Source organism: Sphingobacterium sp. HSC-15S19 (assembly GCF_050433745.1).
Taxonomy (GTDB): Bacteria; Bacteroidota; Bacteroidia; order Sphingobacteriales; family Sphingobacteriaceae; genus Sphingobacterium; species Sphingobacterium siyangense.
This window is the reverse complement of record NZ_JBNPWQ010000014.1, coordinates 1-16459: the sequence shown is the minus strand read 5'-3', so window position 1 is coordinate 16459 and position 16459 is coordinate 1. Positions and strand designations below refer to the sequence as shown.

Below are 16459 nucleotides of genomic sequence, written 5' to 3'. Positions count from 1 at the left end.
TACCGATTTTATTCGGATATGTTCAAATGTAATACCATTTCGAAGCCTTCGGAAAATCCGACACGTTAAAAAATGTTAATTACTAGACAAATGCAACCATTTTAACAAATCTTAACTTTTCTCCGTTTTTTTGTAACAAAAAAACGTACTTTTGTTACTACAAATCAACGTAATGGCATCAAAAGTAAGATTTTCAAAATATCAGGGAGCAGGCAATGACTTCATTTTAGTAGACAATCGCAACAAAGCATTTGACCGCGCAGATGAAGCATTGGTAGAAAAGCTCTGTAACCGCCGGTTTGGCATTGGTGCCGATGGTTTAATGCTCTTACAAACCAAAGAAAATTACGATTTTGAGATGATTTATTATAATGCCGACGGTAGAGAAGGCAGCATGTGTGGTAATGGGGGGCGTTGTATCGTCGCTTTTGCACGCGACTTAGGCATTATTACTGACAAAACTGTCTTTTTGGCAGTAGACGGTATACACCAGGCCTCTTTATCAGCAGACCTTGTCAATCTCCAGATGATCGATGTAACGGATTTTACCCGTGATGGAGAAGCCTATCTGTTACAAACCGGTTCTCCACATTATGTTGAGTTCGTAAAAAATCTGCAGGATAAGAATGTCTTCCAAGATGGCTACGCAATTCGCAATAACGCTACTTATGGAAAAGAAGGCATCAATGTAAATTTCATTGAAGCTGAAGGAGATGGTTATTTCCTCCGTACATTTGAGCGCGGTGTTGAAGATGAAACCTATGCCTGCGGCACTGGAGCAACTGCCGCGGCCATGGCTGTCGCCTTGCAGCAAAATTTAGAAGGTGATATCAATATTCCTATCCGAGTATTAGGAGGACAGCTGTATATCTCCTTCCATAAGAAAGGCTCCCATTTCTCAGAGGTGTTCTTAAAAGGGCCGGCACAGTTTGTCTTTGAAGGGAACTATTAGATTTTTACTCCTATAGCGATCAAGGCTAATTGCAACCCAAATTTTCAGTCCAAGCAAATCAAGCCGTGAAATAGGGCCTACGCCCCTTGATATTTAACGACACCTGTGCACAACCTCATAATGAAGGTTAGTACGAGATCTTAACTAGCTATCCCTTAGAATCGATTTTTAAAATTTCAACGCGCAAATTGCGATTAATGGTATATTTTATTGTATATTAGAAACCTTTATTTATAAGGTCCGCTATTTTTAATGCAACAGTCAAAGTCATTTCCAGTATATAAAATCGTTTATTCTATATGTGAGCACCCCTATCTTGGCTATCTTATTGAGCCACACATGGTCAAACTCAATCCCAATGGGACTTACTCACTACGCTATCAACGTATATTTAGCAATACTGTAGATGCTTACGCCGCTGAATTGGATGAATTAGATTACAAACTAATTCGATTGCTCGATGAAATCGAACAAACTCACCTCATTAAAAAATACTACAAAAAAGCAATTAGACCTGTCGATTTCTTTTCCAAAGTTTTCGATAAAAAGCTACATGAGCTTCTTCGTCCTAAAATTGATGAAAAAATGATCCAATTTTTTGAAGCTGTTGGAGACAAACCGCTTTTCATGATGAGCAAAGATGGTTATCCAGCAGATCAAGAAATTAAATTGGCAACCTCCGCGGCATCGATTCTATTTCATTTTCGACGAAACGAAGAAGAAACACGTTATTTCCCGACAATCAAATACGAAAATCAGCGTCTGGAGTTTATGTTCAAAAATGCCATTGTCTTGACCAATGTACAAGCATGGTTACTTCTAAACAATACCCTATATTATTTCGATCAGGCACTTGAGGGCAAGAAACTCAGCCCTTTCCTAAATAAACGTTACATTTCTGTCGGTAGAAGTACCGAAAAAAAATATTTCGAAACCTTTGTATGTGGGCTGATTGAACGCTATCATGTCTATGCCGAAGGATTTGAAATTCAAACCCACCAACACCAAGCAATTCCACTCCTCCATTTGATTTATATTGAAGACGGGGCATCGCAATTACAACTGCAATTCAAGTACGGGCCGCACACCTTTACCGCAGGAGCCGAGAATAAAGTTACTGTTCGTATGGAATATAATGAGAAAGATGATCAATATATATTCCACCGTGTAAAACGATCTTTGCAATGGGAAGAACAACAACATGAAAGCTTAAAAAAATTGGGGCTACAGGATGTCGACCTCCAACTCGGTTTATTAACGCCAACTACCCATAATGGAAAACGGCTTTCAGTATTTGACTGGATGAACAACCATCAAGAACAACTTGAGACTCTAGGATTCCACATTATACAAAATAGTGAAGAAAAACGCTTCTTCATAGGGCACACCTCCTTAGATATCTCCATTGATGAAGACAATGATTGGTTTGATATCAGCGCTATCGCAAAATTTGGTCCCTATGAGATCCCATTTATCCAGCTGCGCAATCATATTCTTAATAACATTAAGGAATTTACCTTACCGAATGGAGAAATTGCCATGATTCCGGAAGAATGGTTTGCAAAATACAATCATCTCTTCCAATTTTCTGCAGATCGGCATGAGCTCAAACTAAATAAGGTACATATTGGTCTACTCTTTGAAATTAGTGAGCATACACAGCTGGTATTTACACGAAAACTACAGAATCTAGCCAACTTTGAAGAGATTGCTGATATTCCCGAACCAAAACATTTCAAGGGAAATCTTCGCCCATACCAAAAAGCAGGATACAATTGGTTTAATTTTTTGAAGCAGTATAAATTTGGCGGCTGTCTTGCAGATGATATGGGTTTGGGTAAAACCATACAGACTTTAGCCCTATTGCAACAGCAGAAAGAACAACTCCAAGACGAACAGGATATCCGTACCTCACTTTTGGTGTTGCCAACATCATTGGTATACAACTGGCAGAAAGAAGCACAGCAATTTGCCCCACAGCTTAATATCCACCTTCATACCGGAAACAACCGCATCAAAGATGCTACTCTTTTCGCCAAATATGATTTGGTAATTACCACCTACGGAATTGCCCGTATTGACGAAGAAACCTTGAGTGGCTTTTATTTTAATTACATTATCCTCGATGAGAGCCAGAATATCAAAAACCCAACTTCCAAATCGTTTAAAGCCATCAAAAGCCTAAAAAGCAAAAACAAATTGGCTTTGAGTGGAACTCCTGTAGAAAATTCCGTTTCGGATCTTTGGGCACAGATGCACTTCACCAATCCAGGACTACTAGGCAGCTATACTTATTTTCAAAAGGAATTTGTACAGCCCATAGAAAAGAAAAAAGATGAAGAAAAAGCACAGCGTCTTCAAGCGATTGTCAAACCATTTATATTAAGACGTACAAAAGATCAGGTGGCAACAGAATTACCGCCAAAAACTGAACAGATCCTTTATTGTGAAATGACTGAAAAACAATCCGAGTTGTACGAAAAAGTCAAATCTGAATATCGCAATGCAATTCTTGACGGACAATTGGACAGCAAGCCTAAATCTACGCAAATTGCGTTGTTGCAAGGCCTGACAAAGCTCCGACAATTAGCCAATCATCCCAGAATGGTGGATGAGAAATTCTCGGGTGATTCCGGCAAGTTTGAAGCTGTCATTGAAACGCTTGAGATGGTCATGCGAAGAGGCAACAAAGTGCTGATTTTCTCCCAATTCGTAAAACAGCTCAATATTTTCCGTCAGTATTTCGATCATAAAGGAACAAATTATGCCTACCTGGATGGCGGCACAAAGAATCGGGATGAAGCCGTCAGCCAATTTCGTAAAAACAACGATACCAAGTTATTCCTTATATCGATAAAAGCAGGTGGGGTGGGACTCAATCTGATTGAAGCTGACTATGTTTTTATTCTGGATCCGTGGTGGAATCCAGCTGTGGAACAACAGGCTGTAGACCGTTCACACCGCATCGGTCAAACGCGCAACGTGTTTATCTATAAATTTATCAGTAAAGATACCGTCGAAGAAAAGATATTAGCTTTACAGAATAAAAAGAAGTCGATTGCACAAAGCCTGATCACGACAGAAGAAAGCTTCATCAAGTCACTATCACAGGAAGATCTGCAGGAACTTTTGGCCTAAATAAAAACATTACTGTTTATATTCATTAATCTTCGCCATATATATCGATGGACGGATACCCGTTACACGCGTAAAAATATTGCTAAAAGAAGACAGCTCATTGTACCCTACACGCATGGCTATTTCTAGAATGGAATAGCTATTCTCAGACATCAGTTCCAGAGCTTTCGCAATTCGTATGGCTCTTAAAAAACGGATATAACTAATCCCCATATCTTCTTTAAACAACCGTGACAACGAGCGGCTGCTCATACCAAAGCGCACAGCAACCTGTTCAATGGTAAATGCTTGATCAATATTGCTATTCAGATATCTCGCTACGCTCCTGAGTTTTTCACTTTTAGGATAAGGATGCTGCATCGGAAAAGCATCTATTGGTGAACTCGTATCCGGAATAATCGCCATCATCGCACGCAAGAGACAGTACTTTGAATAATCAGCCGTTTTGCTGATCCCTCCGCTCCAATCCTGAGCAAATAAAAACATTTCACGCACCAGATCATTGCTTAGAAATATATTTGGCGTTGAAAGTACGGACGGCATATGCTGCTTCTCCTTGAAATAAAAACTATATAGCGGAATACGAGAGCTTGTACTTTCCAGATGATAAGTTGTATTTTCCGGAATCCACATATAAAACCTTGCGGGCAAATACCAGTGCTTTGTTGTTGTAAACACATGAATAATACCACCGTCAGCATAGAGCAGCCGCGCCTTTTTATGTTTGTACTCACGAGAATCGATACGATCGACATACATATGGTCTACATAAAAATCATATTGGTCAGCATCAATAGCTACAAGTTTTTCCTCTTCCATAACTTAAAATTACACTTTTCCTACAACATGGCGCAAATGAACATATATCCGTCCGACTATACAAAACAAAACGTTTCTATTCCACAGTATCTTTGTACAGCCATATGCTCATGCTCTCAGAGGAAGTTTGCTCGTATTCCGGTTAATTCTGATTAAGTAACACAGAAAAATTGCTACTCCGAGTACATCATAAGCGGAACTGAATACTGGCACAACAGACTTTAATTAAATTTTTAAAAGTCTCCTACAACATCGGATCAAATAAAAAGGCTCAACTGTAAATTTAGATGATTCTAAAAGTACACAGTTCGCCTGTGTTGACACACTATAAACACATAAAGCAGACTATTAAAATTACGCAATCAAAATAACAATGAATAAAAAAGATAAAAAAGACAAAACAAAAGGATTTAATAAAATGCTCGTCATATTTGCCAGCCTATTATTATTGACCGGTATTGGCGTCTTAGTCAGACACCTTATTTTTACCAATCAATATGTAACAACAAATGACGCACAAATTGATCAATACTTGACACCTATTGCCAGTAGGGTCTCTGGTTTTATCAAGGAGGTGCGATTTGAGGAAAACCAATATGTACATCGGGGCGATACCTTATTAATTATAGACGCCAGTGAGTATCAAACCAAGGTCGATATGGCGAATGCCGAACTCCAAAGTAGCCAGAGCAATGCTGAGGTAATCAGCAAAACAGCCAATGCAATAGCCAATAGCATTTCTGTTCAAAAGGCAAGATTAGAAGCGGCAAAAGTAAGTGTATGGCAGACCGAACAGGATTACAAGCGATTCAAGAATTTATTTGAAGCAGAGGCTGCGACCCAACAACAGTACGATAATGCCAAAGCAGCATATGATATAGCATTGGCACAACTGCACACCATAACCGAAGAATATAATTCAGCCCAACTAAACACCAACAAAGAAAAAGCAAGCGAACTACCGGCAAGAGCCAATATCAATATTAAAAAGGCCGCAAAAACAAATGCACAGCTTTTTCTTTCGTATACCGTAGTTACAGCACCTTATGATGGCTTTGTTGGAAAACGAACCATCCAAGCAGGTCAGTATGTAAAGGAAGGTCAGACACTTGCCAATGTCATTAGTGAAGAGAAATGGATCAACGCTAACTTTAGGGAAACTCAACTCGAAAATCTTGCAGAAGGCACTATCGTTACTATACAGGTCGACGCTTTTCCCAAACTCAGTTTTAAAGGAAGAATCCACTCATTTTCTCCGGCATCAGGTTCCAAATTTGCCCTGATACCACAAGACAATGCAACCGGAAATTTCGTAAAGATTGAGCAACGGATTCCCATTAAAATTGTATTTGATCCAAATCAGGATCTCAAGAAATTACGTGCAGGTATGAATGTCGTTGTCCATGCCGCCCATCAATCCTAATCGCCCATGAGTACGAACAAATCTTTATACTACAGCTGGGTACCCGAATGGATAAAACTCCCGCTAATGATCGTAGCGATGTTCCCACATCTCATGCTAATGTCGCTCTTCCATTCCAATACGGCATTTACCGCTTCGGCACTGGATATTGAAGCTGAGGATATTCAGTATTTTCTATCCTTGATGTATGGTGCCATTGTCGTTACCTTACTCATATTTCAACGGCTGTTTTCGTTTTTTAGGGTAAGGACATACATACTCTTGACCTGTAGCCTCTCCATCCTTATTCTACTCGGTATTTCACTTACAAGAGACCCTTTCCTTATTGGTATTCTCCGCGTGATCGAAGGTATTTTCTGTGTGTTGGAAGGTGCATGCTTTCTTCCACTGCTTATGATGCAGATTAAGCATACCAAAAGCCGAACGATCGCCTATTTTTTCCTATATACCTTTATGCTTACAGGATCAACTTTAACGACATCCTTACTCAAAGAAAGCATAATGGACTATGGATGGCAAGATATGATCCATGTCGTACTCTATTGGCATTTGATAGTGATTGCAATAGCCTTGCTGTTACTCAACAATAATCGCTTGGGTAAAAAGTTTCCACTCTATCAACTGGATCTGGCCAGCTGTCTATTTTTATTGATATCATTGAGCTGCGGGGCCTACGTTTTAATTTATGGTCGCAAATACTATTGGTTTGAATGCTCCAAGATCACCATCAACTTCGCACTTTTCCTTATTTTCGGAGCACTTTTCATCATTAAACAGCGGATTGTCAAAAGACCGCTGTTTCATTTTGAGATCCTCAGATACAAAAATGTGATCTTTGGTGTTATCCTATTTTTTCTCTTTTATATTATTCGCAGCTGTCTCAATAATGTATACACAGTGATGGCTACCGTATGGAAGTGGCCCTGGCATTATATTGTTGATGTACAGTACATCAATGTCCTTGGTACAATACTGGGTGTTGGCAGTTCAGGATTCTTACTCCTCCGCGATGTATCTCCTAAATATATCTTTGGTTTTGGCTTTTTGATATTGGCGACTTCATGTTTTTTATTTGTACCTATATTTTACCCTGATACCACAATCTGGGCAATCAGGCTTCCTTTGTTTATTCAAGGAATCGGACAAGGATGGCTTTTTACACCACTGGTTATTTATATTTTGACAGGTGTAGAATCCCATCATGCTGGCAATGCAGGCCTCATGGGCACAACCGTTCGGTTTTGGAGTACGAATGTCGGATTTGCACTTATTCAAAATGCCAGCTATACACTAAATCAAAAGCATTATATTCAACTCGAACAGACACTGAATACAAGCAACCCACTGACAATAAACTATTGGAATACATTAATGGACAAATATACCGGAATATATGGAGATCAAATAGCAGGTCGTATTGCAAGCAAAAGTATTTCGGGAATCCTAAGTCAGCAAGCATCACTAATCAGTAACATGGAGATATTTACTTATCTGGGAATCCTGGGAATGCTGGTCACAGGGCTAATATTTTTATTCGGCCCAGCCAAAACACTTTTCATGCGCCTAAGAATCCCATACTTGTAAATGAGGCAGCTAAATCTCCTATATACAACTTTCATGCTTTCGCAAGCAGTAACAGCAATGAAAGCGAACCGAAGATTCTTTCGGCCTAATAAACCAAGTATCACGAGCTCATTGATGCCTTCATAAAAACAATACGCATCAATTAAACTGGTTCTTTCAAAAAAAGGGGCTGTTTGCAAATCAATGCAGACAACCCCTCTTTGGTATCTCGTACTTAATCTATTTAAGCATCAAATTCTTTAAGAGCTTTTTTCACACGTGCTATGACCTCGTTTTTACCGAGCAATTCAACAATCTGAAAGACATCTGGTCCAAATTTACCGCCTACCAACATAATCCGGAATGGCATCATCAGCTCACCCATTTTCATTCCCGATGCCTGAATCGCATCTTTGAAGAAAGGCTCCAATTCAGCAGCTTTCCACGTATCAAATTCTTCGAATGACTGGTTTATACCCTCAAAAAATGCTGTTTTTTCAGCAGTCCACTTAGGCTTCACAGCATTCAAATCATATTCCGCAGGTTGCAAAAAGAAGAAAGACGCCTGACTCCAAAAGTCCTCAACAAAAGTTAAACGCTCTTTCACAGCATCCAATACCCTGCTCACGTAAGCTTCATCGGCATCTACTTGATGATCTTCCAATACTGTTTTGATCTTTGGCAACAAGGATTCTGTCGACGTGCGTTTAATCCATTCATGGTTGAACCATTTTGCTTTTTCAAAATCAAATTTCGCACCAGCTTTACTGATACGGTCAACACCAAATTTCTGAATCAATTCATCTAAGGAGAAAAGCTCCTGTTCGGTGCCATCATTCCAACCTAACACGCCGAGCATATTGACAAAAGCCTCGGGTAAGAAGCCCATCTCACGGAATCCTTTTGTTGTATCGCCAGATTTAGCATCGGTCCAGTTCATAGCATAAACAGGGAAACCCAAACGATCACCGTCACGCTTGCTTAGTTTACCGTTTCCATCTGGTTTAAGGATCAATGGAAGGTGCGCCCAGCCTGGCATACTATCCCCCCAACCAAGGTATTCCCACAATAAGATGTGGATAGGTGCCGAAGGCAACCACTCTTCACCACGGAATACATGCGATATTTCCATGGCCTTATCATCTACAACAACAGCGAGGTGATAAGTCGGCATGCCATCTGCCTTAAGCAATACCTTATCATCGACAAGATTTGTATCAAAAGCAACCTTTCCACGGATCATATCAGTGAACGATACCGTTTCATCAGTTGGAATCTTTATACGGATGGTGTGCGGTGTGCCCGCATCCAATAATTGTTGAGTTTCAGCGGCAGACAAACTCAATGAATTACGTAATTGAAGTCTGTTCTCGTGACTATATCGAAAATTAGGCTGTAACTTACGCTGCTCATCCAGCTCCTCTGCTGTGTCAAAAGCATAGTAAGCATAACCATTCTCAATCAGCTGTTCAGCATATTTCCGGTAAGATGGTTTTCGCTCACTTTGACGGTAAGGTCCGTACTCGCCTCCTTTTAATGGGCTTTCATCTGGAGTCAAACCACACCATGCTAAGCATTCGTTGATATATTCCTCAGCACCTGGGACAAAACGAGTTTGGTCCGTATCCTCGACACGTAAAATAAAATCTCCCTGATGCTGACGCGCATAGAGAAAATTAAACAAAGCTGTACGTACCCCACCAAGGTGAAGACCACCTGTCGGGCTTGGTGCAAAACGCACTCTTACTTTTCTTTCTGAACTCATGGCGCAAAATTACCACAAAATTTTTGATTTGGGCGGCACGATAACCTCATCAATGAAATAAAAGTGCAGAAAACAGACATTTATTCAGTAATTTGCAAATGAAGGACACGAATACGGAATCATGAAACCCTATCAGATTAGCCAGCAACGCTGGAAATTTATCTTGCTTATCTTTGCAGCAGTCATTGCTGTCGCCTCCCTGGTTTATACCAATTACCTCGTTCGAAATCTTGCACATGCCGAACGTTCGAAGGCTGAGGTATGGGCTATGAGTACCAAAAATATAATGACCATGCCCGACGTTGATGATGAATTCATTACATTTATTTACGCCGTAAGAGACAGTCTAAATTTACCCGCAATTATTACTGACGACAAGGAAGACATCATTTTCTGGCGTAACCTCGATTCCACAAAGACAAATATTAAACCCGGACACAACGACAGTGTTACAAAACATCTCGATTATGATCCCGTTTATTTTCAAAAACAGCTTGCGTTTATGAAGAAAAGCCATCCGCCTATTACGTTGGAATTGGAAAATGGACAAAAATGGCATGTGTATTATAAAGATTCATGGTTTTTGCAACAGTTAAGGGTGTTTCCTTATGTACAACTATCGCTGATTGCCCTCTTTCTCATTATTGCTTATACCGTTTTCAATTCTATCCGGAAATCTGAACAAAATCTCGTTTGGGTAGGGCTAACAAAAGAAGCCGCACATCAATTGGGTACCCCTATTTCATCGTTGATGGGTTGGTTAGAATTGATTCGCATAAAATTTGATGCCGAAGAAGATGACACCCTAAATGAAATGGAAAATGACATTAAGCGACTTGAAATCGTCGCCGACCGCTTTTCAAAAATAGGATCTACTCCCGTACTGACTAACCATAACCTGTATGATGTCATCAAAAATTACATGGATTATTTTCGCATACGAACCAGTAATAAAATTGCTTTCGAATTAAAAGGAGACACACATCTTGAAGCACAGCTTAATATTCCACTCTTTGATTGGATTATCGAAAATTTATTGAAAAACGGAGTAAATGCCATTGGCACAGAAGGAAAGATAACTGTTAATATTTCAGAAAATATTGCGAAAGAAGAAATTTTTATAGACATTAGTGATACGGGCAAAGGAATTCCGAGATCTAATTTTGAATCTGTTTTCCAGCCGGGGTTCACAACACGGAAAAGAGGTTGGGGGCTTGGCCTTAGTCTGACAAAAAGAATGGTGCGGTACCACCAGGGGCAAATTTTTGTAAAAGAATCTGAAGTAGGTAAAGGAACAACATTTCGAATAATCTTAAAAAGCAACTTAAAATATGAAGCCACTCAAATCTGACGAATATCCAGCGGTCTACGCGCCTTATATTGAGACTGTCGTCGATAATGTGTTCGATGCACTAGAAGAACAAACGCTCTCCTTTCCAGCATTTCTGGACACGATACCAGAGGAAAGAGGTAATTTTAAATACGCCGAAGATAAGTGGACAATCAAGGAAGTTGTTGGCCACGTCATCGATAATGAGCGTATCATGGCTTATCGGGCATTGCGTTTTTCACGTAATGACCTTAAAGAGCTCGCTGGATACGACCAAGACTACTTCATTCAGTATTCCCGTTACAACGATCGCACTTTAGAAAGTCTGAGTAAGGAATTTACTTTTCTTCGCAAAGCGAACATGATGCTTTTCAACAGTTTTAATGAGGTTGAATTGGAACGTAAAGGGATGGCATCTGAACGGCTAACAAGTGTAAAAGCACTCTTGTATGTCATTGCTGGTCACCTTAATCATCATCGCATCATTATTCAAGAACGTTATTTAAACTCAGACGATGTCAAAAATTTGGTTTCAGCATTACAGCATTGAGGAAATAAACGTATTTTTCAACAAATACCTATCGGGTCTGCTCGAGATTCAAGCGACAGAAATTGATGACAACTCCATCACGGCGACCATGCCGGTAACAGATAAAGTCAAGCAACCACATGGTATTTTACATGGCGGCGCTTCTGTCGTTCTGGCGGAGTCTTTGGGAAGTATCGCATCTAACCTCGTGGTTGATCCAGAAAAATACCGCGGAGTTGGACTTGAAGTAAATGCCAATCATATACGCCCGGTAAGTAGCGGCGTAATAACAGCAAAATGTAGCCCAATACACATTGGTCGATCCACACATATTTGGGAAATAAAAATGTACGATCGCTTCAACAAATTAAATTGTATCTCAAGACTTACAGTAGCTATCGTTCCAAAATAACGATAACTATACGGCTCTTGCTAACTCGATTTATCACCACGTTCCAATTACAATTCGACAATATTTATAAGCAAAGAAGGATAAATTTCACAATTTATCCTTCTTTTTTTTGTCAATTAATTATCAAAATCCCCCAAAAATATGCCTTTATTTATTTCCAATATTCAAGAAATTTAAGTAGTCTTGTAGGATGGATACTTTAAAAATCAGTAATTATGAAGCGCAATCGTTTGTTCATTCCTTATTCCTGCTGATTTACCAATCCTCGAACGATAACTTAACTAAATATAATAAAACAAAACATGACCACTAATCCTAACGTTGGTAAAACAGCTTTCCGCCCTATGGCCATCTGCTGTGGTTTATTTTTTATCCTCGGTTTTATTACCTGGGCAAACGGAACCTTAATTCCATTCTTAAAAATTGCTTGTAACCTCGAAACAGATTTGCAAGCTTTCTTCGTAACCTTTGCTTCCTATATTGCTTATTTTTTCCTAGCACTTCCAAGCTCAGTCATCATTAAAAAAATTGGTTTCCAAAATGGTTTAGTTGTCAGTCTTATTATATTAGGTTTAGGATCTTTGATCTTTATTCCTGCGGCAGATAATAGAAGCTACGGCCTATTTTTAACAGGAATTTTCATCCAAGGTTCAGGAATGGCATTATTACAAACAGCCGTTAACCCTTACTTAAGTATTATTGGTCCCATTGATAGCGCTGCACAACGTATTTCAATAGCTGGATTTTTCAATAAATCGGCTGGTATCATTGTACCTATCCTTTTCGGAACACTCTTTTTAAAAGATGCTCAAAAGGTAACAGCAAAATTGGAAGCAACAACGGATCTTGTCCAAAAGAATGCGATCTTAGATGATCTTCTTCAACGCGTACATACTCCATACATCTCGCTAGCAATTATATTCGTTGCCTTCGCAATATTCTTAAAGTTCACACACCTGCCTGAGGTCGATGTGGATGCAGAAGAAGAAACCAGCGCAGAAAGCGGAACTGTGGCAGCAAAGAAAACATCGATATTTCAATATCCACATTTGTTCTTGGGAGCTTTGGCAATCTTCTTCTGTGTGGCCGTCGAAGTTATGGCGGGAGATATCATTGGCGTCTATGCACGCGAACTGAAAGTTGATCCTTTCTTTACAACCTATGCAACAGCATTTACACTCGCTTGTATGTTGATCGGTTATATTATTGGTATTATTTCTATTCCAAGATTTGTATCACAACAAATGGCCTTACGCATTTGCACAATCATTGGCATCACATTCACCATTATTTCTGTTTTTACGACTGGTACAACTTCATTTATATTCGTTGCCTTGTTAGGAATCGCTAACTCCCTCATGTGGCCAGCGATCTTCCCGCTAGGAATTAAAGGCCTCGGAAAGTTCACGAAAACAGGGTCAGCCATCATGATTATGGGTATTGCAGGTGGTGCTATATGGCCTTTGATCTACGGATTGTTAAAAGATCATTTACATATTGATTTTCAACATGCATTCCTATATGCAATGATTCCGGGCTATCTATACATTATGTTTTTCTCTATAGTAGGCCATAAAGTTGGCAAAACGAATTAATGTAAATCCATCTTATATTTTAGGAAAAAAGGGCATCTAAAAAATAGATGCCCTTTTTTCTTAAAATTCTTCCTATTTTTAGGAGATAGATGCTGTAAGAGCCATTAAATATTACAGCCATGCTATAATCAGATTTTCTGTTTTTCAACAGGAGAAATAGAAGTTATGATCAAATGCATATCAAGAGCATATTGAACCACAGGATTAAGCATACAACAAACAAACAATGATACAGATGAAAAAGAATCTTTTTGCAATTGCCATTGCCGCAACAATGATGTTTACGGTCAACGAATCTTTTGCTCAGCTAAAGCTACCTGCAGCAAGTAGCTCACAGACAGTTACACAAGGTTTAGGTATTGAAAACGTAACCCTTAATTACAGCAGACCTAGCGTGAACGGTCGTAAGATTTTTGGTGATCTTGTTCCTTACAACGAAGTATGGCGCACAGGTGCAAATACAAATACCACATTAACTTTTGAAGGGGATGTTGAGCTGAATGGACACAAGCTTTCCGCCGGAACCTATGCTCTTTTCACAATCCCCAACAAATCGGAATGGACGATCATCATCAGTAAAAACACAAAACAATGGGGCGCCTATACCTATAAACAAAGTGAAGATGCTTTGCGCTTCAATGTGAAACCTCATACGCTAGCAAATCCAGTAGAAACTTTCAGCATTTCTTTCGACAATGTTACGCCTACAGGTGCTGTATTGAGTTTGGCTTGGGAAAAAACGTCAGTAAAGGTTGATCTCAAAGTCAATCAACAGGCTAAAATATTAGCTTCCATCGACGAAGCTATGAAGGGCGAGAAAAAACCTTATTTTGCCGCAGCCCAATATTACTTCAGTAATAACTTAGATCTAAATAAAGCGCTAAACTGGTATGACGAAGCCGCCAAAGCTCAACCTAAAGCTGCCCACGTCCTTTATTGGAAAGCAAAAGCTCAATTAAAAGCTGGAGATAAAAAAGGTGCAATAGAAACTGCAACGAAAGGTCTTGAAGTTGCCACAGCAGATAAAAATAGTGAATACATCAAATTGAACACACAAGTTATCAACGCTGCAAAGAAATAGGTATTTATAGCTAAAAAATGCCCCCAGAAAGTATCTCACTTTTTGGGGGCATTGCATTTAAAGCCTTTTTTATAAATCGGCTTTTAGTTTTATAGCTCGTCTTTTAGCAATTGCTCAAGTTCTTCTGGTGAAACGTTCATATTGACATTTCCGTCTTTCGCAAAAGAGATCTCACCGGTCTCTTCAGAGACAATAACAGCAATCGCATCCGAGATTTCCGTCACCCCAATAGCAGCGCGATGGCGTAGTCCGAATTGCAGCGGCAAATCCTCACTATCCGACAATGGTAGCACACAAGATGCTGTCATAATCTTAAAATCAACAATAACGACTGCTCCATCATGCAAAGGACTATTTTTATGAAAGATACTTTCAATCAGGCGCTTCGAAATATGGGCATCGATATACTCACCACTACTCTGATAATACTCCTCATCAAAATATTTTGAAAAAACCAATAAAGCACCTGTCCGTGTACGCGACATGCTTCTACAGGCTTCAATAACCGGTTTTAAGTCTTCCGTCAAATCCTTTTGTATAGCTTTCTTATTCCCGATAAATGACCAAAAAACTTTTTTCCGTTTCATGGATATGTTCTTCCCAACGTGCAGTAAGAACCGCCTGATTTCCTGTTGGAACACGACAATCAATGCAATGGACCCTACAGATATAAAACCGCCGAATATCTCGGTCAGTAAACGCATGTGCATCTGCTTAACGACTATATAAACACCATAAAACAGTGCTACACCAATCAGGATATTAACAGCAATGGTCCCTCTAATCAAACTATAGATATAGTAGATAATAATCGCTACCAATATGATATCAATAACGTCCAATAGGCGAAAGCCGCTAAACAGGCTATAGTCGATTCCATCCATATATGCAAGTTAAAAAAAAATAGATATTATTTGTATTTTTACAACATAACATACAGGAAAATGACTAGACTTTCAGTAAATATCAATAAAATCGCAACGCTCAGAAATTCCAGAGGTGGCAATAATCCTAATCTAGTATCTGCAGCATTAGCCTGTGAACGTTTTGGAGCACAGGGTATCACTGTCCACCCGAGACCTGATGAAAGACATATTCGCTATCAGGATGTCTTTGACTTAAAAGCAGCAATCCAGACCGAACTCAATATTGAAGGAAATTGCCAGGAACAGAAATTTATTGACCTTGTATTGGCCAATAAACCAGCACAAGTAACCTTAGTGCCAGATACCGAAGGACAATTGACCTCGAATCATGGCTGGGATACCATTAAGAACAAAGCCTACCTACAAGATATGTGCAAATTGTTCAAAGATGCAGGTATACGTGTTTCTATTTTTGTTGATCCGGTTGAAGAAATGGTAGAGGCTGCGGCAGAAACAGGAACAGATCGCATTGAACTTTACACAGAAGGTTTTGCCACGGAATATGGCTTTGACAAGGAACTCGCTATAAAACCGTATTTCAAAGCTGCATTAAAAGCACGTGAAGTCGGTTTAGGTCTAAATGCGGGCCATGACTTAGATCTCAACAATTTGCAATATTTCAACCAACATATCCCTGAACTCCTGGAAGTAAGTATTGGCCATGCCCTCATCTCTGATGCACTATACCAAGGATTAGAAGAAACAATCAAACGTTATCTGGCTTGTTTGAAGTAATAGCATGTTCGGCGAAGAGCGCTAACTTTATAAATGAGCTTCTTGTGATCTACCGAATTGCACAAAAATGCATAAATAGAAAAGGGCTTTCTTAAATGGACTGCCCCCAAAAGATTGGACAAATTTAGTTAATTAGATTTGTAATAATGAGCTCGATATTCTGTCGGGCTCATTCCATTTAAATTTAGTTT

The 16459-nt window shown here is 39.4% G+C and carries 13 protein-coding genes; 10 read left to right on the top strand and 3 right to left on the bottom strand.

All coding sequences use genetic code 11. The features are described 5' to 3' along the window. Nucleotides 1-172: 172 nt before the first annotated feature. Complete coding sequence (dapF, locus tag L1283_RS13000; RefSeq protein WP_088163197.1) at nt 173-952, top strand: diaminopimelate epimerase; 780 nt, start codon at nt 173-175, stop codon at nt 950-952. 252 nt (nt 953-1204) lie between these two features. Further along, the gene (locus L1283_RS12995; RefSeq protein WP_075994466.1) at nt 1205-4090 is read left to right on the top strand and encodes a DEAD/DEAH box helicase; all 2886 of its coding nucleotides are present in this window, start codon (nt 1205-1207) and stop codon (nt 4088-4090) included. Between the two features lie 9 nt (nt 4091-4099). Here the strand turns inward: L1283_RS12995 and L1283_RS12990 are convergent, their stop codons facing one another. Continuing rightward, nucleotides 4100-4909 (bottom strand): AraC family transcriptional regulator, encoded by an 810-nt coding sequence (locus tag L1283_RS12990; RefSeq protein WP_429626215.1) that lies wholly within the window; start codon nt 4907-4909, stop codon nt 4100-4102. Nucleotides 4910-5282: 373 nt separating this feature from the next. Here L1283_RS12990 and L1283_RS12985 point away from each other — a divergent pair, with 373 nt between their 5' ends. Continuing rightward, complete coding sequence (locus L1283_RS12985; RefSeq protein WP_429626213.1) at nt 5283-6332, top strand: HlyD family secretion protein; 1050 nt, start codon at nt 5283-5285, stop codon at nt 6330-6332. Nucleotides 6333-6338: 6 nt separating this feature from the next. Continuing rightward, nucleotides 6339-7916 carry an MFS transporter gene (locus tag L1283_RS12980; protein ID WP_088163200.1) on the top strand — a complete coding sequence of 526 codons (1578 nt, stop codon included), beginning with the start codon at nt 6339-6341 and terminating at the stop codon, nt 7914-7916. Between the two features lie 223 nt (nt 7917-8139). On the opposite strand, the gene gltX is transcribed toward L1283_RS12980, so the two are convergent. Beyond that, nucleotides 8140-9660, bottom strand: coding sequence for a glutamate--tRNA ligase (gltX, locus tag L1283_RS12975; RefSeq protein WP_088163201.1), 1521 nt, complete (start codon nt 9658-9660; stop codon nt 8140-8142). Nucleotides 9661-9781: 121 nt separating this feature from the next. Here gltX and L1283_RS12970 point away from each other — a divergent pair, with 121 nt between their 5' ends. The 5 genes from L1283_RS12970 (at nt 9782) to L1283_RS12950 (ending at nt 14607) form a co-directional block, all read left to right on the top strand. Continuing rightward, nucleotides 9782-11011 carry a sensor histidine kinase gene (locus tag L1283_RS12970; protein ID WP_075994471.1) on the top strand — a complete coding sequence of 410 codons (1230 nt, stop codon included), beginning with the start codon at nt 9782-9784 and terminating at the stop codon, nt 11009-11011. Beyond that, nucleotides 10992-11540, top strand: coding sequence for a DinB family protein (locus L1283_RS12965; protein WP_088163202.1), 549 nt, complete (start codon nt 10992-10994; stop codon nt 11538-11540). Before L1283_RS12970 ends, L1283_RS12965 begins: the two co-directional genes overlap by 20 nt. Next, a complete protein-coding gene (locus L1283_RS12960) occupies nt 11506-11931 on the top strand; it encodes a hotdog fold thioesterase (protein ID WP_046673622.1) in 426 nt (141 codons plus the stop codon). The genes L1283_RS12965 and L1283_RS12960 overlap by 35 nt, the downstream gene beginning before the upstream one ends. Nucleotides 11932-12233: 302 nt before the next feature. Next, a complete protein-coding gene (gluP, locus tag L1283_RS12955; RefSeq protein WP_075994474.1) occupies nt 12234-13526 on the top strand; it encodes a glucose/galactose MFS transporter in 1293 nt (430 codons plus the stop codon). A gap of 235 nt (nt 13527-13761) precedes the next feature. Then, entirely contained in the window at nt 13762-14607 is an 846-nt protein-coding gene (locus L1283_RS12950; RefSeq protein WP_088163797.1) for a DUF2911 domain-containing protein, read from the top strand. An 89-nt stretch (nt 14608-14696) separates the two neighbouring features. Here L1283_RS12950 and cdaA read toward each other — a convergent pair whose 3' ends face one another. Further along, nucleotides 14697-15491: a diadenylate cyclase CdaA gene (gene cdaA / locus L1283_RS12945; RefSeq protein ID WP_046672648.1), complete on the bottom strand. Its 795-nt coding sequence runs from the start codon at nt 15489-15491 to the stop codon at nt 14697-14699. A gap of 60 nt (nt 15492-15551) precedes the next feature. Between cdaA and L1283_RS12940 the strand changes: the two genes are divergently transcribed. Then, complete coding sequence (locus tag L1283_RS12940; protein WP_088163203.1) at nt 15552-16268, top strand: pyridoxine 5'-phosphate synthase; 717 nt, start codon at nt 15552-15554, stop codon at nt 16266-16268. Nucleotides 16269-16459 lie beyond the last annotated feature (191 nt).

What these genes read in the sequence shown, in the direction of transcription:
- dapF (WP_088163197.1), top strand. Translation starts at nt 173, where the DNA reads ATGGCATCAAAAGTAAGATTTTCAAAATATCAGGGAGCAGGCAATGAC.
- L1283_RS12995 (WP_075994466.1), top strand. Translation starts at nt 1,205, where the DNA reads ATGCAACAGTCAAAGTCATTTCCAGTATATAAAATCGTTTATTCTATA.
- L1283_RS12990 (WP_429626215.1), bottom strand. Translation starts at nt 4,909, where the DNA reads ATGGAAGAGGAAAAACTTGTAGCTATTGATGCTGACCAATATGATTTT.
- L1283_RS12985 (WP_429626213.1), top strand. Translation starts at nt 5,283, where the DNA reads ATGAATAAAAAAGATAAAAAAGACAAAACAAAAGGATTTAATAAAATG.
- L1283_RS12980 (WP_088163200.1), top strand. Translation starts at nt 6,339, where the DNA reads ATGAGTACGAACAAATCTTTATACTACAGCTGGGTACCCGAATGGATA.
- gltX (WP_088163201.1), bottom strand. Translation starts at nt 9,660, where the DNA reads ATGAGTTCAGAAAGAAAAGTAAGAGTGCGTTTTGCACCAAGCCCGACA.
- L1283_RS12970 (WP_075994471.1), top strand. Translation starts at nt 9,782, where the DNA reads ATGAAACCCTATCAGATTAGCCAGCAACGCTGGAAATTTATCTTGCTT.
- L1283_RS12965 (WP_088163202.1), top strand. Translation starts at nt 10,992, where the DNA reads ATGAAGCCACTCAAATCTGACGAATATCCAGCGGTCTACGCGCCTTAT.
- L1283_RS12960 (WP_046673622.1), top strand. Translation starts at nt 11,506, where the DNA reads ATGTCAAAAATTTGGTTTCAGCATTACAGCATTGAGGAAATAAACGTA.
- gluP (WP_075994474.1), top strand. Translation starts at nt 12,234, where the DNA reads ATGACCACTAATCCTAACGTTGGTAAAACAGCTTTCCGCCCTATGGCC.
- L1283_RS12950 (WP_088163797.1), top strand. Translation starts at nt 13,762, where the DNA reads ATGAAAAAGAATCTTTTTGCAATTGCCATTGCCGCAACAATGATGTTT.
- cdaA (WP_046672648.1), bottom strand. Translation starts at nt 15,491, where the DNA reads ATGGATGGAATCGACTATAGCCTGTTTAGCGGCTTTCGCCTATTGGAC.
- L1283_RS12940 (WP_088163203.1), top strand. Translation starts at nt 15,552, where the DNA reads ATGACTAGACTTTCAGTAAATATCAATAAAATCGCAACGCTCAGAAAT.